A 24,029-nucleotide genomic window follows, 5' to 3' on the forward strand; every position below is an offset into this window, starting at 1 on the left:
TTATAAGGTTACTTGTTATACAAGTTAACAACGTGACAAATATTTAACGAGGTGATATTGTAATGAAAGAAATAGGTGTTGAAGAGCTAAAGAAAAAAGCTATTGAACTTAGAAAAACGGTCCTTACAATGATTCATGAAGCAAAATCCGGTCATCCGGGAGGATCCTTGTCCGCAGCAGATGTAGTTGCAGCACTTTACTTTAAGGAAATGAATATTGATCCTAAAAATCCTAAATGGGAAGACAGAGATAGATTTATTTTATCAAAGGGACATGTTTGTCCGATACAGTATGCCGCATTAGCAACACTGGGGTATTTTCCATATGAAGTAATACACACTTTAAGACAGTATGGATCTATTCTTCAAGGACATCCTGATATGAAAAAATGTCCAGGCATCGATATCTCCACTGGATCTTTAGGTCAGGGATTTTCTGTTGGAGTTGGAATGGCACTGGCTGGTAAGAGAGATGAAAAGGACTACAGGGTTTTTGTTATAGTAGGAGATGGAGAAAGCCAGGAAGGACAGATATGGGAGGCAGCTCAAACTGCAGTTAAATATGGCTTGGATAATTTAGTTGTGTTTATAGATGACAATGGACTTCAATGTGATGGTACCTGTGAAGAAATAATGCCAACTCAGGATATAGAAAAGAAATTCAAAGCTTTCGGTTTTGAAACAACAAGAATAAACGGACATTCTATGGAAGAGATAGTTGAATCTTTAGACTACATGAGAGAAGCGGATAACGGAAGACCTAAGTGTATCGTATTGAATACTGTAAAGGGTAAAGGAGTATCTTTTATGGAAAATGTAGTTTCATGGCATGGAGTTGCTCCTAATGATGAAGAGTATGCAAAGGCTATGGAAGAAGTAGCAGGGGGGTTAGAGTAATGATAAAAAAGTCAACAAGACAAGCTTACGGTGATGAGATATTAAAATTAGGGAAAAAAAATAAAAATATATATATTGTTGATGTAGATATTGGTAAATCATGTAAGACTGGAGAATTTTCAAAACAGCTACCTAATCAGCATGTAAACGTTGGAATAGCTGAGCAAAACGCCTGTGGAGTGGCTGCAGGACTCGCTACAACTGGTAAAATACCATTTGTAAGCACATATGCTGTATTTGGTTCCTTAAGAATGATCGAGCAGATAAGACAAGAAGTTTGTTATCCAAATCTAAATGTTAAAATAGCTTGTTCTCATGGAGGTCTTACTCCAGCTAATGACGGTGCTAGTCATCAATGTATAGAAGATATGGGAGTTCTAAGGACTATCCCAAACATGACAGTAATTATGGGTGCTGATTACTATTCTACTAGAAAACTAGTAGAACAAGCAGCAGAGACTCCTGGGCCTGTATATCTTCGTTTTACAAGAGATGCTATTCCAGTAATATATGATGAAAATGAAGAATTTATAATAGGTAAAGCAAAGAAGTTAAAAGACGGAAAGGACATAGCTATTATTGCAAATGGTGATACTGTATATTTGGCATTAGAAGCAGCTAATGAATTGGAGAAAGAAGGAATTTATGTAAAACTATTAGACATGCATACAATTAAACCTTTAGATAGACAAGCTGTAGTTGAATGTTTAAATATTGGTAAGGTAATTACTGTTGAGGATCATAATATTATAAATGGTCTTGGAAGTGCAGTATGTGAAGTAGTTGCCGAAGAAGGAAAAGGTAAAGTAAGAAGGATAGGAGTTCAGGATCAATTTGGACAATCTGCACCTTATGAAAAGTTGATGGAGCTTAACGGAATAACTATAGAAAACATAGTGAATACAGCTAAGGAAATGCTTAAATAAATCAGGATTTAAAAAATAATAATAAATATGAATTAAATTAGGGGGAATTAAATAATGTTTGAATTAAATAATAGAGTAGCTATAGTTACTGGAAGTGGTTCCGAAAGGGGAATAGGACGTACTGTGGCATTAACATTTGCAAAGCAGGGAGCAACTGTAGTAGTTGCAGATATGAATTTCGAAGGAGTTAAGGAGACCGTAAATGCAATTACTGAAGCTGGCGGAAAAGCTTTAGGTGTAGAATTAAATGTTACAAGCCAAGAATCAGTAAATGCAATGATAGGGAAAACACTTGAAGCATTTGGTAGAATAGATATACTTGTAAATAATGCGGGAATTTCACAAAAAGTTACTGTTGAAGGTATGACACTTGAGGATATAAAAAGAGTGTTTAATGTTAATATGTTTGGATTATTCTTATGTAGTCAAGCAGTATTAAAAACTATGAAAAAACAAAAATATGGTAGAATAATAAGTCTTTCTTCAGTTTCAGCAAAAAGAGGTGGAGGAGTATTTGGTGGTCCAAACTATTCAGCATCAAAGGCTGCAGTGTTAGGATTCTCTAAGAACCTAGCTCGTGAAGTTGCACTTGATGGAATAACAGTAAACTGTGTTGCACCAGGACTTGTTAATACGGACATATGGAAATCTCTCTCTGAAGATGTAGCCAAAGGAGTTATTGCAGGAATACCTATGGGAAGACCTGCTGAAACAAAAGAAGTTGCAGCAACAATTGCATTCTTAGCTTCAGAAGAAGCATCATATATTACAGGTGAAGATATAGATATAAATGGTGGATCACATATGGATTAACATACTAAACCATTAATTTTAACATATAATTACTTTTGAAGAGGGCTGTATTAATATTATTTGAAAATAGTAGGAATTCTATGAAACAATTTATACAGCCGCTTTTCTTAAGAATGAATGATGGAAATACTGTCGTAAAAATTTTGTGAATTTCTGTAAATCATGTTGACAAGTCTTCTACTGGAATATATGCTTGTCCTGAAAGGATATTTGGTAGACAAGTATACAGTTGCATATATGATGGTACATTAAATAAGCTACCATATGATAAGGAGAGAAATTATAAATAAATTATGAATATATATGAAGTGGATCATAATGAAGACATAGGATAAAAACGGGGAGATGCTGTTAAAAAGCTTGTAAACGTTGTAAGCGTATTGAAATTTTAATATTAATATTAATAAAATTAAAGGGGAGTTTATTAATGGATATAAATCAAATCGAAAGTTCAACCGTTAGAAAAGTTACTAAAAGATTAATCCCATTTCTATTCTTATGTTTTTCAATATCGATAATGGATAGAGTTAATATTGGATTTGCTGCATTGACAATGAACAAAGAACTTGGTTTTTCCAATTCGGTTTACGGATTTGGTGCAGGTATATTCTTTATAGGATATTTTCTTTTAGAAGTACCAGGAAGCGCAGCGATGACTAAATGGGGAGCCAGAAGATGGATCGCCAGAATAATGATTTCATGGTGTGTAATTGCAGGTTTAATGGCTTTAGTAAAAACTCCATGGCAATTCTATACAGTTAGATTTTTTTTAGGTGTTGCTGAAGCTAGTTTCTATCCATGCATGGTATGGTATTTAAGTAATTTTTATCAAGGTAAATATCATGCAAGAGCTATAGCAGGATTCATGCTTGCAATACCGGCTGCCAATGCAATCGGTTCTCCAATCGCAACTTCTATCTTAGGTATAAGCTTGCTTGGTTTATCAGGATGGCAGTGTCTTTTCATCATAGAAGGTATTCCATGTTTAATTTTAGGTATAGTATGTTTATTCTATCTTGATGACCATATTGAAGATGTAAAATGGCTTACTAAGAAAGAATTAACATGGTTAATTGATGTTACAACAAAGGAAAAACTTAAAAAAGAGGAAGTAAAACATTACACCTTCTGGGACGCTTTAAAGGACAGAGATGTTCTGGTACTATCTATAGGTTATCTTTTCTGGATGACGGGTTACTATGGAATAAATATGTTCTTACCGACTATTACTAAAGGATTAGCTACATCACTTAACATCAGCACTATGAATTTAGGATGGATTGTAGGCTTTATGTATTTTTGTGCTATGGTTACTATGTATCTGGTTGGTATCCATTCTGACAAGACTAATGAGAGACGTTTTCATGTTGCTGCATGTTTAACAGTAGCTTCAGTTGCAATGATTGCAAGTGTCCTTGTTGCAAAATTCAGCATAATCGGAGCTTTCATATTATTAACTATCGCTGTTTGCGGATCATTTGGTTCATATTCTCCGTTCTGGGCTATTCCACCATCATTTTTAACAGGAGCTGCTGCTGCAGGTGGTATAGCTCTTATTAATAGCATAGGTAATCTTGGTGGATTCTTTGGACCATACATTGTTGGATATATAAAGGATGCAACAGGATCATTTAATGCTAGTATGTTCTTCCTAGGTGGATCTTTCATTCTAGGTGCCGGGATAGTAGCATTTATGGTAAAAAAATCAGGAAAGGTTACACTTAATACAGATAATACAGAAGAACTTAAACTATAATTTTCAAGCAAAATTTGTACCTCTTAATAAATTCTGACAGTCAGGTTTTAATGGCTGTTGGATTCTTATTAAGTCAGTAAGTATGATTTAAATAATAAGTTTAGTCTTATTTGCTTACATATAGTTACTTTATTAAAATAATATTTAAAAATGAAGGAGCGTTAATTGTGAAATTGTTTATTGATACAGCCAATGTTGAAGATATACGTGAAGCTAATGAAATGGGTGTTATTTGTGGTGTAACTACTAATCCGTCTCTAATAGCAAAGGAAGGTCGAGACTTTAATGAAGTTATAAAAGAAATAGCAGCTATTGTTGATGGACCTATAAGTGGAGAAGTTATTTCACTAGATTCATTGGGCATGATAAAAGAAGGAAGAGAAATAGCTAAAATACATAAAAACATGATTGTTAAAATACCAATGACTCAAGATGGGCTTAAGGCTGTAAAGGTACTTTCAAAAGAAGGAATAAAAACAAATGTAACATTAATATTCTCTGCAGGACAAGCATTACTTGCTGCAAGAGCAGGGGCTACTTATGTAAGTCCTTTCATTGGGAGACTTGATGACATAAACGCCAATGCTATGGATTTAATAAGAACTATTGTTACAATTTTTAAAGTACATGGAATAGATACGGAGATAATTTCTGCAAGTATAAGAACTCCAATGCATGTTACAGAAGCAGCCGTTGCAGGTTCACATATTGCTACAGTACCACTTAAAATTATTAAACAAATGATAAAACACCCATTAACTGATAATGGAATAGAAAAATTTGCAAAAGATTGGAAAGAAACTTTCGGTAAATAATAAGGAATAATAGCGTGGCTACGCTTCCCTCCACCAATAAAACCCACAACTAATTTAATTAGTTGTGGGTTTTATTATAAATTTAGTCTATCTGATATTCCTTTGAAGAAATTCCCAATAGAAGCACATATTCCTGCGAACCAACTTTTAGTCTTATCACTATCTAATGTATTTTTCAGTGTACTAGCTACACCCTCAAGCTGTCCTTTTACTTTGTTGTAATCTAAGTCTAATTTATTTACATTTGTCATTAATCCAACAATATTACTTACATCATCTTTAGACAGATCGTAATTATAATTATTTGTAACATCATTTACTATTTTTGTTATACCTTCCTCAGTCGTAGGTTTATCTTTTATAACTTCACTCTTTACTTCATTGATTAATCCAGCAGCTTTATCTTGTCCAATTTTTTCACCTAGTTTGCCTGTAACTGCGACCTCTTCATTAGCTGTTTTCTTTGTACTTTCATCTAATTTCTTACCGTCTTTATTATTTTCGAATCCCTTTAGTATGCCAGTCATAGCTGCCGTACCTGATACAGCGAATGGTGCAGAAACTTTAACATTAGCATTCTCAATTCCTGCTGTAATTAGGGCATTCTTTATCATATTAGCATTTACCCAAGTTACATTATTTGTATTTACTACTAAACCACCATTAGTTGTTGGCTCAATATAGGAACATGATATCGACTTATTACCTAATTGATCTTTAGATACTGTATCTCCTAGATATTCCTTCTCCTCATTATTTGTAACTTCAACAACACTCGCACTATTTCTATCTACATCAAAATACTTTAGCATGTCTTCTTTCTGTTGATTCGTCAAATCAGACCCTATAGTAACACTTTTATATGAATCAGCGTATACATTGGTTATAGGTGTTGCAAGCAAAATTGCTGTTAACATTACACTTAAGACTAATTTCTTATTCATTTAAAAAGACCTCCTTATTCCACATTATTTTACCGTTGTGACTTAGATACATTATAACCTAAATTATATTAATTCTACATATAAAATATTACAGGTTATAATCCTTTTAATTATATCTAATTCTTTTAACACAGATTGATTTTAAAAAATAATTACTATATAATGTTCAAAAGAAGAGTAATAGTCACGTTTGACAAGACTAGTAAAATTGAAGAGGGGTGTTCCTTGATGACAAATAATAGAATGAATCCTAAGGTTGATGAATTTTTAAGTAGAGCCCAAAAGTGGCAGGAAGAATTTGAGAAATTGAGAATGATCATTCTTGACTGTCAGCTGACCGAAGAATTGAAGTGGGGTGTTCCTTGTTACACGTTTCAGAAAGGAAACATAGTTTTAATACATGGATTTAAAGAATACTGTGCGATTCTGTTTATCAAAGGTGCCTTGTTACATGATGCCCAGGGTATTCTAATTAAGCAAACGGAGAATGTACAGGCGGGACGCCAGATTCGGTTCACCAATGTTGGAGAAATAGTTGCAATGGAAGCCATCTTGAAAGATTATATTTATGAAGCCATTGAAGTTGAAAAAGCCGGTTTGGAAGTGAATTTTAAAAAGAATACAGAATTCATAATTTCCGAAGAATTTCAAAATAAATTGGATGAAATCTCTGCCTTGAAAACTGCTTTTGAAGCATTGACGCCGGGACGGCAAAGGGCATACATTTTCTATTTTTCTCAACCCAAACAATCTAAAACCCGAGAGTCAAGGGTTGAAAAATGTATGCAGCAAATTCTCAATGGAAAGGGATTAAATGATTAGTATATTCGATGAAAACTTATTGTAATTAAATGTAAAAAAATATATAATGAAAGAATATCAAAAAAATTATATTAATCTATAAAGGATGTGATTAATTGTACCGTTATTTGGGGATTTCCTTGGAAAAATTGCTAACCCTTGAGATATTTAGCGGTGCCAAAATTTTAGGTGGAGCTGCAGGTTTATCTAGAAGAATAACAAAGGTAAATGTTATGGAGGTACCTGATATTTTGGAGTGGGTTACGGCAGGAGAGTTTTTACTTACAACAGCTTACTCTATAAAGGATAATATTAATGTACTTCTTGAACTTATTCCTAAATTAAATACGAAAGGTGTAGTTGGTCTTGGTATCAAGGTGGGTAGATATGTTAGCGAATTGCCCACTGATGTTATTAACCTAGCAGATGAATTAGGTTTTCCAATTATTGAAGTACCTTTTTGTATTTCTCATACTGACATAATATCAGGCATACTTACTGAGGTAATTAATGATCAAATGAATATGCTCATAAAAATTAATGGGTTTAATAGAGAAGTCCTAAGCATTATGATGAGGGGTGGTAGTCTAAAAGAAATAGCTGGGAAATTACATGAGAACATAGGAAATTCATTGGCAATATACGAAAATATGAGTGATAGTTGTGAAATAATCTGTAATGAAGAAGATAGAAATGAGATTGATAACATTATATATGAGCATATAAGTCTGAAGTACATCGAAGAGAGTAATTATGATGATGAAGGATGTTATAAAGTACATAAGGATGAAATTAGAGGAAGGATTATTGAAAGGGTGGCTATTCCAATAGTTATAGAAAATGTTGAATATGGATGTGTTTTTGTTTGGCTTGACAAAAAAGATTTAACTCCTCTAGATAATATGCTTATAGAGTCATATGTACACATAATTGCACTGGATTTTGTTAAAAAACTTTCTATATATAATATGGAAAGCAATTATAAAATTGAGTTTTTAGATGATTTACTAAGTGATAATGAAAATAGGCAGAAAAGAGCAATAGAAAGAGCAAAAACATTTAACTTGCATATGACCCTTAAATATACTGTTATTGTAATTCTTTTAAAGGATATATATTCTTCAAATAAACATGTAATTGATAAGGCGAGTTTGCAACGCGAAGGCATAAGTGATTTATTGTTTATAACGGGTAGAATTGCAAAACTTAATAGAGAAAAAGTAGTATATGTTGATAAAAGTGATAGAATATTAATACTTTATGGAAGTGAGGAGAGTAAAAATCCTCAAGTAATAAAGAGTGACGTCATTTATTTTTGTCAGAAGATATTAGATGAAGCTTTAAAAAAATTCCATAGTGATGAGCTAACAATAGGTATAGGGCGTTCCTATGAAAAGGTTGAACAATTATATAAAAGTCATAGGCAAGCAAAATTAATTGTTGAGAGTTTAAGCAACACAAATATGAGCACTATTAAACACTATGATGATTTGGGATTATATAGGATTCTTGCATTCGAGGGTCTTCAGGGTGAACTTCTTGAATTTTGTTCTGATACAATAAAGCCACTTATAGAATATGATAAGATAAATAATTCAGAACTTATCAAGACTTTAAAGGCATATTTTGAATTCGATGGAAACATGAAAAAAATAGCTGAGAATATGTATATGCACTATAACACAATCATTTATAGGGTACAACAAATAAGTGATATTACGGGACTTGATTTAGAGAATGGAGACAGTAGACTTAATCTTGAAATTGCTCTTAAGGCAATAGACCTAATTAAAATATAATAAAAGGCTAGCTCCTAGTGAGTTAGCCTTTTTGTTAGTTATTAACATAGAATAGTATGATTACAAATGTAATTATTGAAATAAATATTAAGCAATTGGTAATTGTTAACAATTAGTTGCTAGAATATTTAGAAGTTTATTACAAGGGTAGTAGAGAATATAAACATAAATTTAATAATAAGATTAAAGTAAAGGGATGGTTTTATTGAAGGGGTTAATTATATGCGAGGATCTCCAAAAAATCATTTTGAAAGGAGAAATAGTACGAGGTTATGTTCACTCTGTCTTTAAGAATGCTTGTAATATTGAATGTGATAATTTTTTCATAACACTTTTAAGTAAAGGTAAGAAAATGTCGCCGATGAGTGTGATTGTAGCAGGTTTAGAACAAGTCGATTTTAATGATCTAAATATAAAACGAGGTTTGAAATTTGAATTTAGCAAAAATGAAATTTATTGTAGTCAAAGGAATTTATTTATAGAAATGAAAGATGCTTATAAATGGTCATCTCTTGCTGAAATAAATACTAAAAATTGTTCGGAAAATCAACTTTTGGAGAACATAAAGATTATTGAGCAAGGGTTAAGAACTTTTGGAAAACTTAATGGTATGGGCCCACTTATAAATATGCTTGGAGGTAAACTACCAGAGCTTAAAATTGCCACTTTTAATCAATATCCTTTTGATAAAAACTTTGAATTTATAAAGTATAGGTTTATAAATTTTATTTATGGTGTGCTAAAAGCAAATGTAGATGAAATAGGATGCAGAGCAGAGTCAGTTATAGGTTTCGGATGTGGGCTTACACCAGCAATGGATGATTTTATTAGTGGTTTAATGATTTCGTACATATATATGGGAAGTTATTATAATCTAGATAACGCTAGAATATATGAATTTCACTGTAAAATCATTAACTCAAGCTTGCACAAAACAACTAGAGTTAGCTCTGAAATGTTAAAGCATTCGTCAGTTGGAGAGACAAATGAGGCTGTTATGGATTTAATGGCATCAATTCTAAATGTTTATGATGAAAATGCTTCAATCATTATAAAAGCTTTGATAGAAGTTATTGGATACGGTGAAACATCAGGAACTGACACAGTACTTGGAATTTACGTTGGGCTTAAGATTTTAACAAACTTAGGGTATAGGGGGGAATGGTTAAATGAATCATTGCGTGGATATTAGAAAAAATACTTACTATGATTCTGTGGCATTAATGTTAATAACTAAGGAAATTAAAAAAATGCCAAGTGTCAAAGAAGTTATAGTTGGTATGGGAACAGACCTCAATAAGGAGCTAACAGAAAATTTGAACTTATCAAATGATGAAATAAAGGGATTAACACCAAATGATTTTTTCATAGCAGCAATGAGTATTGATGAAAACTCATTAGAAATCATCGTTAAAAAGGTCGATGAATTACTAAATGCTAAGGTTGATTTTGATGACGCTGAACTTGAATATAAACCGACAACGCTTGGTGCCGCGGTTAAATATCTAGAGAAGGCTAATATGGTAATTATATCCTTACCTGGAGCATATGCTGCTTATGAGGCGAAAAAAGCATTAAATAATAATCTTAATGTAATGCTTTTCAGCGATAATGTTACAGTTGAAGAAGAAATAGAATTAAAGGAACTAGGTAGAAAAAAGGGACTTTTAGTTATGGGACCAGATTGTGGCACTGCAATTATTAATGGAGTACCTCTTTGTTTTGCAAATGTTGTACGACGAGGAGATATAGGTGTTGTGGGAGCATCTGGAACAGGAACACAGGAAATTACCGTAATTATAGATAAAATGGGCGGCGGAGTATCCCAAGTTATTGGTACAGGTGGAAGAGATCTTAAGAGTGCAATTGGTGGAATTATGATGATTGAGGGTTTTAAAGCCTTAATAGATGATGATGGAACAAAGATTATTGTGTTAATTTCTAAACCACCAGCACCTGAGGTAGCGCAAAAAATATTAAATATGGTAAAAACCACAAATAAGCCAGTTGTTGCAAGCTTTATAGGTGGTGATAGAATCGAGATTGAGAAATACGGTGCTTACTCAAGTGTAGATTTAGAGGATGCAGCAAGAAAGGCAGTATTGCTGTCAAAAGGAAAGAAAATAGAAGATTTTATTGGCTTTACATTAACAGACAAGGAAATTGATGTAATTGTCCAAAGTGAATGCAAAAAGTTTAGTAGTGGACAAAAATATTTAAGAGCTTTATATACTGGTGGAACCTTGGCGGATGAAGCAATGAAGATGTTAGGCAAGGATGGCTATAGGCTATATTCCAATATTCCATTGTCCCCTGAACTTAGATTAGAGGATGTGCATATTAGCAAGCAGCACACATGCCTTGACCTGGGAGATGATGATTTTACTCTTGGTAAACCACATCCTATGATAGACCCAATTGCCAGAGTAGAAAGGCTCCCAAAGGAAGCAGTGGATGATGAAGTTGCGATAGTACTTATGGATTTTGTGCTTGGGTATGGATCAAACATTGATCCAGCAGGAGAAATGCTTGAAACTATAATTAATGCTAAAAAAGCTATGAAAAATAGAAATAAATATTTATGTGTAATTGGTTATATATGTGGTACAGAGGTCGATCCTCAAAATTACAAATCCCAAAGTGAAAAATTAGAAAAAGAAGGAGTTATTCTAATGCCTTCTAATGCTCAAGCTGTTAAACTAACCTCATTAATTCTTGGGAAATTAAATAAAATATAAAGGAGGGATGTACAATGACTGCGATAAATAAGTTATTTAGTAAGGAACTTATTGTTATAAATCTTGGATTGGAGTCTTTCCAAAAGGATTTAAAAGAACAAAAGGTAAAAAGTATACATGTTAATTGGAGACCACCAACAAAGGCGAGTATGAAACTTTCTGTTTTGGAAGAAGTGAGCATAAGTAATAAAATTGAAAAAGCAAATAAAGAAGCAATCACAAGACTTCTTGCAGCTGAACCAATAATTGTTGGCGTAGGAACTGCTGGATCAAGTATACCTGGAATGACAAAAAAAACAATTCTTCATGCAGGACCACCCATATCTTGGAATGATATGTGCGAACCACTTAAAGGGGCAATTGTTGGTGGACTTATATATGAAAGATTAGTAACAAATGAGGAGGATGGAAGGAAACTTGCAGCTTCAGGGGAAATAATATTTGATTGTTGTCATCATCATTCCACTGTAGGACCCATGGCAGGCGTAGTTACAAGCTCAATGCCAGTTTGGATTTTGCAAAATAAAACCTTTGGAAATTTTGCTTATTGTACTTTTAATGAAGGGTTAGGTAAGGTACTCAGGTTTGGAGCATTTAGCCAAGAAGTTATAGATAGGCTTAACTGGATGGAAAAGGTGCTTGCACCTGTACTTAGAGAAGCAATGGAAATAAAGGGAAGTGTAGATTTAAAAACTATAATAGCTCAAAGTCTACAAATGGGAGATGAGTGCCATAACAGAAATAAGGCAGGAACCTCATTATTGTTTAGGGAACTTGCAACTTGCATTGTTAAAACCAAATTCTCCAATGATGAAAAAGCAGATGTACTATCCTTTATAGATAAAAATGATCATTTTTTCCTGAACATATCAATGCCAGCATGTAAATGTAGTTTAGATCCTTTAAGTGATATTCCAAATAGTACTGTTGTTTATACAATGTCTAGGAATGGTAGTGATTTTGGGATAAGGGTATCAGGTACAGGAGATGAATGGTTTACAGCACCATGTGAGCTCGTTGAAGGTCTTTACTTCCCAGGGTTTGAGGAAAAGGATGCGAATCCTGACATTGGAGATAGTTGTATAACAGAAACAGCAGGAATAGGTGGGTTTGCAATGGCGACTGCCCCAGCAATTGTTCAATTTGTAGGGGGAACACCAAAGGATGCTATAAATTACACGACAAGCATGTATGAAATAACTTGCGCAGAAAATAATGCCTTTAAAATACCAAATATAAACTTTAGGGGAACACCAACTGGAATTGATATTAGAAAAGTTATTGAGACAAGAATATTACCCGTAATAAATACTGGAATTGCATGTAATAGGGCCGGTGTCGGCCAAGTAGGGGCAGGTGTAGTTCATCCACCAATGAAATGTTTTGAAGATGCACTTACCTCTTTTATTAAAAAGACAGTTTAAAATAATTTATTAAAAATGGAGGGTTTATTATGAATATTATTGATTTTTTTAAAAATGTAAAAATGTATGATTTAACTCAAAAGATTAGTCATTTAACACCAGCATGGCCAACTTATGAGCCTCTTGAAATTAAGTTTTTCAAAAGACTCTCATCAAATGGTGCAAATGGGCAGGTCCTAACTCATTCAAATCACGTTGGTACTCATCTTGATGGTTCACTACATTTTTGTACACATGGAAGAGATATAGCAAGTATTCCACTAGAAGAGCTTGTTGCTCCTGGAGTTGTTGTTGATATATCTGATATAGCTGAGGATTATGGAATATATACTTCAAAGGACATAATGGATAGAGCAGATGTTAGAAAAGGTGATATTTTAATTATACACACTGGCTATCATAAATATGGTTGGGATGAACCTGAGGCAGATGAGGAAAGAGTAATGATGAGACATCCAGGGCCTACAAAGGAATTTGCGAATTGGTGTAAGGAAATGCAATTTAAATGGATAGGTGTTGACTGTGGTTCCGCAGATCATCCGATGAATACAAAGATACGTGAATGGGCACCAAAGGAAGCAAGACGTGCAGATAAATATTTAAAAGCTAAATACGGTAAAGGGATCGAAGATTTCTGGCCAGAGGATGATTATCAATTAATGCACTATGACCTATTCCCAGTTAACATTGTTCATGCTGAAAATGTCGGTGGAGATATTGATAAAGTACTCGGCAAAAGATTGGTAATAGGATGTTTCCCATGGAGATTTGAAGGCGGAGAATCTTGCATTTCGCGTATAGTAGCGTTTGACGCAGAATAGATTAATATTAAAGCTGCTTTATTTCTCAATTAAACTATAAAAAATATAATTTGAAAGGATGATAAATAATGATAGTAGATAAAATGGAACAAAGCCTTAGACCAAAAGAAACACCAATGGTAATTTATCCACCTAAGTACATTACTATGGCAACTGGAGAAAAATTAGTAATTCGTCAAATTGCTAGGGAAGAAGTGCCACACATCTTAGAAGCAGTGAAACCTTTAATGACAGTTGAAGTCGACTTTTATGATATTGTTGCATCTAGAATATACTCTGAGCTCTTAGGTTACTACAGATACAGAGTAAAAGATGAATATTGCCTAATTGGAACAATAGATGGAATTTTGGTTGGTATTGTTAATGGGCGTATGGTTGACGATAAGGTAGGAATGTCTTATCATACGATGACATTAAAGCAAGGGCTTAGAATTGGGGCGCAATTATTTGCTGCAAAAATGGAATACCATTTAGATTTCTTAAATCAAGAAGAAGTTTGGATTGTTGCTGAGAGTCCAAATGGATTTAAAAGATGGATGATTGAATATGAGCTTGAATCAAGACCTGAAATTTGGCATGAACTAGGTGGAGTACCAACATATGTGTTAACTAAAGCATTGTGGGAAAAACATAAAGAGGCTAAGCTCGGTGGACGTCGTCCTGTAAAGGAAGAATTACTTAAAACAGCAGATCATCCTATCCTTCCAGAAACTTACTCTCAGATTCCAGGATATAAAAGATGAGAGAGGTTGGTATTGTAGGAGTTGGCCATACTAAATTTGGTAAAATGTCAGGCGGAACATTTTCTGATTTGTTAAGTATGGCAGCTATCCAGGCACTGGATGATGCTGGTGTAAAGACAGGTATCGGCCATGGGATTGATCAGGTGTTTGTGTCAACAATGGGTGCAGGTATCCTAAATAAACAAAGCGGTATTGCATCTGCACTTGTGGATTATTTGAATTTAAGACCAGCAATGGCTGAAACAATAGAAAATGGTCCAGCATCAGGAGCATCAGCTATAAAACTTGGCTATATGGCTATAGCTAGTGGTATGTGTGATTGTGTGCTTGTGGTAGGCGGAGAGATGATGAGGGTTGTTAGCGGCTGGGAAGGAACTGATTTTGTTGCAACAATGCTTCACCCCGAGGCTGAATATAATTATGGACTAACTTTGCCAGCCCTCGCAGGACTCTTTACAAAATTATGCATGGATAAATATGGAATAACTGAAAAGGATTTAGCAATAGTGGCGGTTAAAAATCACGAGAATGCAATGCATAATCCAGTAGCACATATACAAGTGGTACCTAATCTTTATTGCATAACAGAGGATGAGGATGCAAATGTAATGAATCCATATGTTGCAGAGCCACTTCGATTGTATAGTGTGTGTCCTGTATCTGACGGGGCAGCAGCAGTTTTATTATGTGCCATGGACAAAGCAGATAAATTCAAGAAGAAACCAATAAAAATAGCAGGTATAGGCCAAGCGACAGATACACATGCGGTAGCTGAACGAGAAGTACCTACGGATTTACTTGCTGTTCGTCTTGCAGCACAAATGGCATATAAAATGGCAGGACTTACACCGCAAGATATAGATGTTGCAGAGCTTCATGATGCATTTCAAATACTAGAAATAGTTGAATCTGAAGAGGTTGGTTTTTTTAAGAGAGGTGAGGGGCATATAGCAGCTCGAAATGGAGAAACAAAGATTGGTGGTAAAATCCCAATTAACCCTTCTGGTGGATTAAAGGCAAAGGGACATCCACTTGGTGCAACTGGGGTTTCTCAGGTTGTAGAAATTGTTAAGCAGCTAAGGGGAGAAGCTACAGGACGTCAAGTTGAGGGTGCTAAAACTGGACTTACTGTTAACTTTGGTGGTTTTGGAAATAATGTTGTCGCAACAATACTCACAAAGGAGGAATCATAATTATGGAGCAAAAAATATATGCTTATAAATGTACAGCTTGTGGTACGCTTCACCATCCAAAGCATTATGTATGTAAAAAATGTGAAAATAGAAAGTTTGACGAAGTTCCACTAGAAGGAGAAGTAACCCTTGTAACCTATACAAAAGTATATAATCTTCCAGAGGGCTATATGAAACCATATTTAGGTTTTGGAATTGTTAAATTCACAAATGGTCTTGTTGTAAGTGGACAATTAGAAGTAGGGTGCCCTGAGGTAGGAATGAAGCTTATGGCAACAGTAGGAGTTGTAAAAGAAGGCATAGGTGCGGATCATTACGGATTTATTTTCAAATAACATCATATAACATTATAATTACAAATTACACCTAAGGGATAGTTACTAGATATTGTTTGTTAAAGAAGGCGGCTCTTTAATTTCTTAGTAACTGTCCCTATTTATCTCTTTTAGTGTAAACGATTAAATATTAATTTGATTTATTTGCAGTTCAGTAGACTATAGCCAAAGTTTATTTTGCTGCTTTAAATAATTATTTATTATAAATATTAAAAAGGAGTGTAAAAAAATGAAGCGTATCGTAGGAATTCATGAAAAACTTCCGATTCTAGAGACTATACCTCTCAGCTTTCAACACTTGACAGCAATGTTTGGCGCCACCATATTAGTACCAATTCTATTTGGAATAAACCCTGCCATTGCCTTACTTATGAATGGTGTGGGCACACTTATTTATAGCTTCGTAACTAAGGGAGGTATACCAGCATACCTTGGTTCTAGTTTTGCTTTCCTAGCACCAACTTTTCTAATTATTGGATCTCATGGAGGGTTTAGTCACGCACAAGCCGGATTTATTTGTTTTGGTCTATTCTTTATATTAATGTCCTTTGTTGTAAAAAGATTTGGAATAAAATGGATTGATGTCGTAATGCCTCCAGCTGTTATGGGTGCAGTTGTTGCAATTATTGGACTTGAACTTGCTCCAGTTGCAGCAGTGCAGGCAGGTTTAGCTCCTGCAGCAACAGCAGTTGGAAAGATAGTTATGCCATATGTTGTTGATCCTAACATTTTAATTGTATCTCTCTTCACATTGGGTGTTGGTATAATTGGATCTATTATTTTTAAAGGATTCTTTCAGGTTATACCAATACTTACAGCTGTAATACTAGGCTATATCCTTGCGCTTGCAATGGGAATGGTTGATACTGCATCAATAGCGTCTGCGCCATGGTTCGCTTTACCTAAATTCCAGGCTCCAGTGTTTGATCTTAGTGCGATAGCCATAATGGCTCCCGCTTTTATAGTCGTTTTTGCGGAGCACATTAGTCATTTGATAGTAACTGGGAAAATTACCGGAGCAGATTTAATGAAGGATCCCGGACTTCACCGCTCATTACTTGGAGATGGTCTTAGTAATGTAATTTCTGGATTCACAGGATCCCCACCAAATACGACATACGGAGAAAATATAGGTGTAATGGCTATTACAGGTGTTTATTCAGTATGGGTAATAAGAGGAGCTGCTTTACTTGCAATTTGTTTCTCATGTATAGGTAAAATAGCTGCTGCAATATCTTCTATTCCAGGGCCAGTTATGGGGGGCATTACAATGCTTCTTTATGGAATAATAGCTGTTCAAGGTATTAGAATGTTTGTTGAGCAAAAAGTTGACTTTAGTAAAAACTATAATATGGTTTTAGGTGCAGTTACATTTGTTATTGGAGTAAGTGGTGCTAGCATTACTATTGGGCAAGTACAGTTCAAAGGTATGGCATTTGCTGCAGTAACAGGCGTTTTATTATCACTTATTTTCTATATTTTAAGTAAATTTGGTTTAATGAATGAGGATTACAAGATAAAATCTGATGAAAATGTGAATGTTAAATAGATAAAGACCATGAATAAAAACTCCATGGTTGAGCTGTGGAGTTTTATATCGACACTACTATTTTTGAGCAATTATAGGATTAGAATTCAGAATATTCAAGATTAATTTTTAATAATGAATATTAAAAATATATAGGTGTGCGCTTTCGGGAGTACACTAAGGAGGTAAATCGTGTTAAGTAAGTTTGATTACGTAAAACCCCAACTCCTAACTGAGGCTCTGAATTATCTAGAGCAAAATGCCGATACTAAAATTCTCGCTGGTGGTACAGACTTAATGGTCATCCTTCACCATAATATAGCAATGCCGAAACATATTCTTGATATAAAAGATATACCAGAGACAAACAGGCTAGAATATACAATAAATGAAGGATTATTTATAGGTGCCTGCGTTACAGTTAATAAGGTTGCAGAATCAAAATTAATACTTGAAAAGTATCCAGCATTGGTACAAGCAGCAAATTCACTAGCTTGTTATCAACTTAGAAACCGTGCTACGCTTGTAGGAAACATTTGTAATGCCTCACCTGGTGCCGATCTTGCCGGTCCACTTATGGTTTACGATGCAAAAGTTCATATAGCGAATGCAAAAGGCGGAAGAACAATTGATATTAATTTATTCTTTACTGGTGTTAAGAAAACAGTGCTTAAGGATAATGAACTTGTTATAGGTGTTTCGATTCCAAATGTTACTGAGGGTGATACTAGTATATTTTTAAAGCAGGCAAGGATAAAGGGACATGATCTTGGTATAGTAGGTGTAACTGCAAGGCTAACAGCGGATAAAAAAGTTAAATTGGCTATGACCGCTGTGGCACCAACCCCAATTAGGATAGTAAAGCTTGAAGAAACCCTAAGTTCTCAGCCTTTAACGACAGAGATTGCGACTGCAGCTGGTAAAGAAATATGTAATATTATAAGACCGATTTCAGATGTTAGGTCATCAGCTGAATATCGTCTTCATGTTTCAGGGGTTCTTGTAAAACGTGCACTGCTACATTTATCATCAATGGGAGGTAAATAATATGTGCGAAAACCATAATAATAAAGTAAACTGTTTTGTTCATGTTGATTCTGGGCTTCAACCAGTGCCACTTAAGTGTATCGTAAATGGGGAACAAGTATGCACTTATATTGATCCAACCATGACACTGCTTAATTTTTTACGCAGGGAGTTAAAACTTTTCGGTTCAAAGGAAGGCTGTGGGGAAGGTGAATGTGGGGCATGCACAATAATAATGAATGGGTTTGCTGTAAATTCATGTATTGTACTTGCATTAGAAGCTATGGATGCAAACATTATAACAGTAGAAGGCCTTAATATAAGTGGAAAACTCTCAATACTCCAACGAGAATTCGTAAGCCATGATGCACTCCAATGTGGCTTTTGTACTCCGGGTATGCTAATGTCAGCACGTGCCCTTTTAGACAGAAATACTGATCCAGATGAAAAAGAAATAAAGGAAGCTATTGCAGGCAATTTTTGTAGGTGTACAGGTTATTTCCCAATTATAACGGCCATTACATCAGCTGCTAAACTTGAAAGGGAGGAAATGAAAAATGAGTGATAAACAATACCGCCATATTGGAAAATCTTCTGATCGAGTTGAAGCACTAGAAAAAGTAACGGGCCAGGCAATCTATACGGTGGACCTGGAATTACCGGGAATGCTTTATGGAAAGTGCCTTTATTCTCCATATGCTAGAGCAGAAATTGTATCGTTAGATGTAAGCGAGGCAAAAGCTTTACCTGGTGTTAAAGCTGTACTTATTGGTGATGATATACCTTATCTAGTTGGAATTTATATGGTTGATAAGCGAATACTCGCAAGAGGTATTGTAAGATATCAAGGGGAGCCAGTTGTGGCTGTTGCCGCAATAGATGAAAAGACCGCTGAACTTGCAGTAAGCAAAATTAAAATTGAGTATAAAAAGCTTCCAAGTATACAAACTTTAGATGAAGCATTAGAGGGCAAGATACTTGTCCATGAAGATATAAACGATCTTGAATATTGTAAAGGTGTTTTCTTCCCCCAGCCTGATTCCAACATTGCTAGCTGGAATAAGATGATAAAGGGTGATATCAAGAAAGGATTTGCGGAGGCTGATATAATTGTTGAAAACGTGCTTACCCTGCCTGCAGTAGCCCATGTACCTATGGAAACTCATGTGGCTATAGCCCAGGCTGACACCTATACAAATAAGATTAAAATATGGTCTTCAACGCAATCTCCCTTCGCAATACGTAAGCTACTTGCAAAAGCACTTAATATATCCACAGCAGATATACAGGTAATTGTACCTTATGTTGGGGGAGGATTTGGAGGTAAAGCAGGAATACACCTTGAACCACTTGTAGCAGTGCTTTCACGTGCATGCAAAGGCCGTCCTGTAAAGTTAATTGCAACAAGGGAAGAGGAATTTAATCAACTTCCTACTAGGGCTGGGATGCGCGGACATGTTAAGACTGGTGTAAAAAGAGATGGGAAAATTACTGCTACTGAAATATATTATGATTGGGATAGTGGGGCATATGCTGATTATGGTGTAAATGTTGGAAAGTCAGCAACCTATTCAGGTGCGGGAGCCTATGAGATACCTAATATTGAACTTCACTCTCGAACACTTTATACAAACAAAGTCTTCAGTACTGCTTACAGAGGGTTTGGGCATCTTGAAACACACTGGGTTATGGAACGACAGATGGATATGGTGGCACAAATACTTGGAATGGATCCCTATGAGTTCCGCATGAAGAATATATTAAGAAGCGGTTGTCATACAATCAGTGGAGAGCTTATAAATGAAAATTCAGGACGACCTGAGGAATGCCTGGCCGCTGTCGCAAAGGAAATTGGATGGACAGGATATCAATCTGAAGAAGAACGAAAATTAAGCTCTAAAACGGGAAAATTACGGGGAAAGGGTCTTGCTTGTCTTCAGAAGGCTCCTGCAATGCCTCCTCATACTTCTACATCTGCAATTATGCAGATGGACGATGATGGAAATATCCGCATTATGCTTGGTGTTGTAGATATAGGACAGGGAGCAAATACAGTAATGGCACAAATTGCTGCAGAAGTACTTGACATGCCAATAGAAAAGGTAAAGGTAATGTGGGATAATGACACAGACCATCATCCTTATGATTGGTCGACTGTTGCTTCAAAATATACATTTATGGGTGGAAATGCTGTAAAGAAATGTGCACAAAATATGTTACAACAAATGAAAGAAATGGCTGCACAGGTGCTTCGAACTTCAGTTGAAGATCTGACGTATGGAGATGAGTATATTTATCATATCCATCATAAGCAGAGAAGAATAAAGTACAAAGATCTTGCACTTGGTTATGCTTACGAAAGTGGTAATGGTATCGGCGGACCGCTTATAGCAAAGGGAACTTATATGGCCAATGGACTTACTTTCCTTGACCCAGTAACAGGACAGGGATTACCAGCTCTTGACTGGACTTTTGGAGCTCATGGAGTTGAACTTGAGGTTGATATTGAAACCGGGGACATTCAAATCATTAAAATTGCCTCTGCTTTTGATATAGGTCAGGCAATCAACAGGAAGCTTGTTAAAGGCCAGATTATGGGTGGAGTACTCCAAGGAATTGGATCTGCAATAATTGAAGGTTATAAGTTTAGTCCAGAGGGTAGACTTATGAACCCTTCATTTACAGACAATAAAATACCTACAGCAAAGGATATTCCAATGGAGATAGTCCCTATTTTAATTGAAAATCCCCAACCAGATGGGCCTTTTGGTGCCAGAGGAATAGGTGAACATCCAATGATTTCTGTGCCGTCAGCTATTGGAAATGCGCTTTATGATGCTTTAGGAATCAATTTCTATAAGTTACCGCTTTCTCCTGAAAATGTTGCGCTTGCGATAGAAAGAAACCAATTTTGATACAATGGAAAACCCTTGAATTCAAGGGTTTTCCATTGTTTTTGGCGAAAATACAAGGTAGAAATTGTTAAGAGTTAGTTATGTAGTTCTAATAATTTATTACATGTGAAAATTCTGATCATATCTTTCATCTAATAAATGAGTTAATGTTTGCAACTCTAAAATAAATTCTATAAAAGACTGTGTAGCAAAGTATTTCACGTTTGAAATCTTTAATTCTATATGACCTTCTGAATCCAAATTCTCTAACAAAGGTTCTATTTTATATTTATTTAAGAGAGCTCTTATTGTTTTCTCTGTTTTATCATTGGTAAAAATGTTTAATCCAAAAGAAATTTCTAGGCCTCCAAATGGGTACGTATAACATTTTACAAGTATTTTTTGAAAAGCAATTAATTCTTCTTCTGTATAATTTCTATTAGAGCTATTTATACCTATGTAAGAATTATCGTCTTTTCCAGTGAATATAACTCCATCTATATTTACTTCCAAGTCATATCCTAACACATCTGATATTGTATATGGAGTAGCTTTTATACAATTTTTTGGAACAAATTTATACAATTTCTTCATAGAATCTCCGTATATACTTAATATTCTTATTACTTTATTATCCAACTTAAGTTCCCCTTCCGCTATACTATTCAATTGTATACTGATTACAATTATGGTTTATTTTTAGTATATCATTACTTTAATTATTTTTGAAGATTATTGTTAAAATATCGACCTGTATTTCTTCTACTTTGTTTTTTAAAAAACTATATAAATGGAAGCAAATGATAGCATTCGTGACTTTATCTTTGTAGGTTGCTTAAATTGTTTGTTTTTCTCTCTTTTAAATATTTTAAATATTCAATATAATGAATAATTATACGGAATATAATTCATAAGATAAATATACAATATTATTTTATAAGTAAAAAACATAAGAAGGACAAGCTTAAAGAGGGGATGTATTAATGCAACAAAATTTACTTAAAAAAAAATCAATTGATCAATTACTAGCACAGTCTAAAGGAGATGGAAGTGGAAAATCTTTAAAAAAGGTATTGGGTGCTTTTGAACTTACAATGCTTGGAATTGGTGCTATAATCGGAACTGGTATATTTGTACTTACTGGTATCGCAGCAGCTAATTATTCTGGACCTGCACTTATAATATCATTTATGATTTCAGGTGCAGCTTGTGCTTTTGCAGGATTATGTTATGCAGAATTTGCAGCAATGGTTCCCGTGGCGGGAAGTGCCTATACCTATGGGTATGCAGCACTTGGAGAGATTTGGGCATGGATTATAGGCTGGGACTTATTACTTGAATATGCGGTAGCAGTAGCAGCCGTTGCTATAGGTTGGTCTGGATATATGGTAAGTCTTCTAGACTCGGTAGGAATTAAACTTCCACCAGCACTAATAAATGCTCCAGGAATTCATGGTGGAATGATAAACCTTCCTGCAATATTAATTATAGCAGCAATTACTGCACTATTAACAAGAGGCGTTAGTGAAAGTGCTAAGTTTAATAATGTAATTGTTGGTATAAAACTTGTTGTTATTTTATTATTTATTTGCATTGGCGTGTTTCATGTTCATCCATCAAACTGGACCCCATTTATGCCCTATGGTTGGAGTGGAGTATTCAAAGGTGCAGCTATAATATTCTTTGCATACATTGGTTTTGATGCAGTTTCGACTGCGGCTGAAGAAGTAAAAAATCCACAAAGGGATTTGCCAATAGGAATTATAACATCACTTATTGTTTGCACAATACTTTATATTGTTGTGTCAGCTATTCTTACAGGTATGGTGCCTTATTTACAATTTAAAGATACATCAGCTCCAGTTGCATTTGCGCTTCAGCAAGTAGGCGTAAACTGGGGATCTGCACTAGTATCGGTGGGTGCAATCTGTGGTATAACATCTGTTCTTTTAGTAATGATGTTTGGACAAACTAGAATTTTGTTTGCAATGTCAAGAGATGGTCTTCTTCCAAGGGTTTTTGGTAAAATACATCCTAAATTTGGAACACCAGCAAAGAGTACATTATTAGTTGGTATAGTTACTGCGTTAACAGCTGGATTTACTCCAATTGGTGTAGTTGCAGAATTAACTAATATAGGAACACTTGCAGCATTTATTGTAGTTTCGATTTCAATTATAGTTATGAGAAAGACGAGACCAGATATTAAAAGATCATTTAAAGTACCTTTTTCACCAATTGTACCTGGCCTTGCAGTTTTATCCTGCGGATTCCTAATTACACAACTTCCAGTGATAACAATGATAAGATTTGTTGTATGGCTTGTCTTAGGTTTTATAGTTTACTTTTTTTATGGTAGACATCATAGTGTAGTAAATTCAACTGATGAATAACAAAAACAACGGAGGCAAAAGGTAAACTGTTACCTCCACTAGTAAGGGGCTGTCTCAAAATAGAAAGTGATTTCTACAGCGAGATGGCTCTTTTTTTCTTTTCCAAATACAAAAGTGGGTCCCGAGGGATCCACTTTTGATGTATAATTTAAATATGATAAATAAAGAAATTACACAAAAGAAT

At 34.8% G+C, this 24,029-nt stretch carries 21 protein-coding genes; 19 read left to right on the plus strand and 2 right to left on the minus strand.

Annotated elements, in window-relative coordinates:
• The first annotated feature begins 62 nt into the window (after positions 1 to 62).
• The 5 genes from VIM70_RS13175 to fsa all read left to right on the plus strand — a co-directional run bounded on the left by VIM70_RS13175 (position 63) and on the right by fsa (position 5,206).
• Complete coding sequence (locus VIM70_RS13175) at positions 63 to 896, plus strand: transketolase (RefSeq protein WP_331946228.1); 834 nt, start codon at positions 63 to 65, stop codon at positions 894 to 896.
• On the plus strand, positions 896 to 1,822 hold the full coding sequence (locus VIM70_RS13180) for a transketolase family protein (RefSeq protein ID WP_331946229.1): 927 nt from the start codon (positions 896 to 898) through the stop codon (positions 1,820 to 1,822). The genes VIM70_RS13175 and VIM70_RS13180 overlap by 1 nt, the downstream gene beginning before the upstream one ends.
• A 54-nt stretch (positions 1,823 to 1,876) precedes the next feature.
• The gene (locus VIM70_RS13185; RefSeq protein ID WP_331946230.1) at positions 1,877 to 2,635 is read left to right on the plus strand and encodes a 3-oxoacyl-ACP reductase family protein; all 759 of its coding nucleotides are present in this window, start codon (positions 1,877 to 1,879) and stop codon (positions 2,633 to 2,635) included.
• Between the two features lie 427 nt (positions 2,636 to 3,062).
• On the plus strand, positions 3,063 to 4,391 hold the full coding sequence (locus VIM70_RS13190; protein WP_331946231.1) for an MFS transporter: 1,329 nt from the start codon (positions 3,063 to 3,065) through the stop codon (positions 4,389 to 4,391).
• Between the two features lie 167 nt (positions 4,392 to 4,558).
• Positions 4,559 to 5,206, plus strand: a complete 648-nt coding sequence (gene fsa, locus VIM70_RS13195; RefSeq protein WP_331946232.1) for a fructose-6-phosphate aldolase — start codon at positions 4,559 to 4,561, stop codon at positions 5,204 to 5,206.
• 74 nt (positions 5,207 to 5,280) lie between these two features.
• Here fsa and VIM70_RS13200 read toward each other — a convergent pair whose 3' ends face one another.
• Positions 5,281 to 6,150: a DUF1002 domain-containing protein gene (locus VIM70_RS13200; RefSeq protein ID WP_331946233.1), complete on the minus strand. Its 870-nt coding sequence runs from the start codon at positions 6,148 to 6,150 to the stop codon at positions 5,281 to 5,283.
• 228 nt (positions 6,151 to 6,378) lie between these two features.
• Between VIM70_RS13200 and VIM70_RS13205 the strand changes: the two genes are divergently transcribed.
• The 13 genes from VIM70_RS13205 (at position 6,379) to VIM70_RS13265 (ending at position 21,473) form a co-directional block, all read left to right on the plus strand.
• Complete coding sequence (locus tag VIM70_RS13205; RefSeq protein WP_331946234.1) at positions 6,379 to 6,972, plus strand: YdeI family protein; 594 nt, start codon at positions 6,379 to 6,381, stop codon at positions 6,970 to 6,972.
• Between the two features lie 119 nt (positions 6,973 to 7,091).
• Positions 7,092 to 8,750: a PucR family transcriptional regulator gene (locus tag VIM70_RS13210; protein ID WP_331946235.1), complete on the plus strand. Its 1,659-nt coding sequence runs from the start codon at positions 7,092 to 7,094 to the stop codon at positions 8,748 to 8,750.
• 205 nt (positions 8,751 to 8,955) lie between these two features.
• Positions 8,956 to 9,942: a DUF2877 domain-containing protein gene (locus VIM70_RS13215; RefSeq protein WP_331946236.1), complete on the plus strand. Its 987-nt coding sequence runs from the start codon at positions 8,956 to 8,958 to the stop codon at positions 9,940 to 9,942.
• On the plus strand, positions 9,920 to 11,488 hold the full coding sequence (gene fdrA / locus VIM70_RS13220) for an acyl-CoA synthetase FdrA (protein ID WP_331946237.1): 1,569 nt from the start codon (positions 9,920 to 9,922) through the stop codon (positions 11,486 to 11,488). The genes VIM70_RS13215 and fdrA overlap by 23 nt, the downstream gene beginning before the upstream one ends.
• Positions 11,489 to 11,502: 14 nt before the next feature.
• Entirely contained in the window at positions 11,503 to 12,912 is a 1,410-nt protein-coding gene (locus tag VIM70_RS13225) for a DUF1116 domain-containing protein (protein WP_331946238.1), read from the plus strand.
• 29 nt (positions 12,913 to 12,941) lie between these two features.
• Positions 12,942 to 13,733 (plus strand): cyclase family protein, encoded by a 792-nt coding sequence (locus VIM70_RS13230; RefSeq protein ID WP_331946239.1) that lies wholly within the window; start codon positions 12,942 to 12,944, stop codon positions 13,731 to 13,733.
• 68 nt (positions 13,734 to 13,801) lie between these two features.
• Positions 13,802 to 14,476 (plus strand): hypothetical protein, encoded by a 675-nt coding sequence (locus VIM70_RS13235; RefSeq protein ID WP_331946240.1) that lies wholly within the window; start codon positions 13,802 to 13,804, stop codon positions 14,474 to 14,476.
• A complete protein-coding gene (locus VIM70_RS13240; protein ID WP_331946241.1) occupies positions 14,473 to 15,669 on the plus strand; it encodes a thiolase C-terminal domain-containing protein in 1,197 nt (398 codons plus the stop codon). Before VIM70_RS13235 ends, VIM70_RS13240 begins: the two co-directional genes overlap by 4 nt.
• A gap of 2 nt (positions 15,670 to 15,671) precedes the next feature.
• On the plus strand, positions 15,672 to 16,004 hold the full coding sequence (locus tag VIM70_RS13245; RefSeq protein ID WP_331946242.1) for a Zn-ribbon domain-containing OB-fold protein: 333 nt from the start codon (positions 15,672 to 15,674) through the stop codon (positions 16,002 to 16,004).
• A 229-nt stretch (positions 16,005 to 16,233) separates the two neighbouring features.
• A complete protein-coding gene (gene uraA / locus VIM70_RS13250) occupies positions 16,234 to 17,553 on the plus strand; it encodes a uracil permease (RefSeq protein ID WP_331946243.1) in 1,320 nt (439 codons plus the stop codon).
• A gap of 171 nt (positions 17,554 to 17,724) precedes the next feature.
• Positions 17,725 to 18,579: a xanthine dehydrogenase family protein subunit M gene (locus tag VIM70_RS13255; protein ID WP_331946244.1), complete on the plus strand. Its 855-nt coding sequence runs from the start codon at positions 17,725 to 17,727 to the stop codon at positions 18,577 to 18,579.
• A gap of 1 nt (position 18,580) precedes the next feature.
• Positions 18,581 to 19,123 carry a (2Fe-2S)-binding protein gene (locus tag VIM70_RS13260; RefSeq protein ID WP_331946245.1) on the plus strand — a complete coding sequence of 181 codons (543 nt, stop codon included), beginning with the start codon at positions 18,581 to 18,583 and terminating at the stop codon, positions 19,121 to 19,123.
• Positions 19,116 to 21,473 (plus strand): xanthine dehydrogenase family protein molybdopterin-binding subunit, encoded by a 2,358-nt coding sequence (locus VIM70_RS13265; protein ID WP_331946246.1) that lies wholly within the window; start codon positions 19,116 to 19,118, stop codon positions 21,471 to 21,473. The genes VIM70_RS13260 and VIM70_RS13265 overlap by 8 nt, the downstream gene beginning before the upstream one ends.
• A gap of 99 nt (positions 21,474 to 21,572) precedes the next feature.
• On the opposite strand, the gene VIM70_RS13270 is transcribed toward VIM70_RS13265, so the two are convergent.
• A complete protein-coding gene (locus VIM70_RS13270; protein WP_331946247.1) occupies positions 21,573 to 22,091 on the minus strand; it encodes a hypothetical protein in 519 nt (172 codons plus the stop codon).
• A 344-nt stretch (positions 22,092 to 22,435) separates the two neighbouring features.
• Between VIM70_RS13270 and VIM70_RS13275 the strand changes: the two genes are divergently transcribed.
• Entirely contained in the window at positions 22,436 to 23,845 is a 1,410-nt protein-coding gene (locus VIM70_RS13275; protein WP_331946248.1) for an amino acid permease, read from the plus strand.
• The last annotated feature ends 184 nt before the right edge of the window (positions 23,846 to 24,029 follow it).

This window comes from Clostridium sp. (assembly GCF_036569345.1).
GTDB lineage: Bacteria > Bacillota > Clostridia > Clostridiales > Clostridiaceae > Clostridium_AD.

What these genes read in the sequence shown, in the direction of transcription:
- VIM70_RS13175 (WP_331946228.1), top strand. Translation starts at nt 63, where the DNA reads ATGAAAGAAATAGGTGTTGAAGAGCTAAAGAAAAAAGCTATTGAACTT.
- VIM70_RS13180 (WP_331946229.1), top strand. Translation starts at nt 896, where the DNA reads ATGATAAAAAAGTCAACAAGACAAGCTTACGGTGATGAGATATTAAAA.
- VIM70_RS13185 (WP_331946230.1), top strand. Translation starts at nt 1,877, where the DNA reads ATGTTTGAATTAAATAATAGAGTAGCTATAGTTACTGGAAGTGGTTCC.
- VIM70_RS13190 (WP_331946231.1), top strand. Translation starts at nt 3,063, where the DNA reads ATGGATATAAATCAAATCGAAAGTTCAACCGTTAGAAAAGTTACTAAA.
- VIM70_RS13200 (WP_331946233.1), bottom strand. Translation starts at nt 6,150, where the DNA reads ATGAATAAGAAATTAGTCTTAAGTGTAATGTTAACAGCAATTTTGCTT.
- VIM70_RS13205 (WP_331946234.1), top strand. Translation starts at nt 6,379, where the DNA reads ATGACAAATAATAGAATGAATCCTAAGGTTGATGAATTTTTAAGTAGA.
- fdrA (WP_331946237.1), top strand. Translation starts at nt 9,920, where the DNA reads ATGAATCATTGCGTGGATATTAGAAAAAATACTTACTATGATTCTGTG.
- VIM70_RS13225 (WP_331946238.1), top strand. Translation starts at nt 11,503, where the DNA reads ATGACTGCGATAAATAAGTTATTTAGTAAGGAACTTATTGTTATAAAT.
- VIM70_RS13230 (WP_331946239.1), top strand. Translation starts at nt 12,942, where the DNA reads ATGAATATTATTGATTTTTTTAAAAATGTAAAAATGTATGATTTAACT.
- VIM70_RS13235 (WP_331946240.1), top strand. Translation starts at nt 13,802, where the DNA reads ATGATAGTAGATAAAATGGAACAAAGCCTTAGACCAAAAGAAACACCA.
- VIM70_RS13240 (WP_331946241.1), top strand. Translation starts at nt 14,473, where the DNA reads ATGAGAGAGGTTGGTATTGTAGGAGTTGGCCATACTAAATTTGGTAAA.
- VIM70_RS13245 (WP_331946242.1), top strand. Translation starts at nt 15,672, where the DNA reads ATGGAGCAAAAAATATATGCTTATAAATGTACAGCTTGTGGTACGCTT.
- uraA (WP_331946243.1), top strand. Translation starts at nt 16,234, where the DNA reads ATGAAGCGTATCGTAGGAATTCATGAAAAACTTCCGATTCTAGAGACT.
- VIM70_RS13260 (WP_331946245.1), top strand. Translation starts at nt 18,581, where the DNA reads ATGTGCGAAAACCATAATAATAAAGTAAACTGTTTTGTTCATGTTGAT.
- VIM70_RS13265 (WP_331946246.1), top strand. Translation starts at nt 19,116, where the DNA reads ATGAGTGATAAACAATACCGCCATATTGGAAAATCTTCTGATCGAGTT.
- VIM70_RS13275 (WP_331946248.1), top strand. Translation starts at nt 22,436, where the DNA reads ATGCAACAAAATTTACTTAAAAAAAAATCAATTGATCAATTACTAGCA.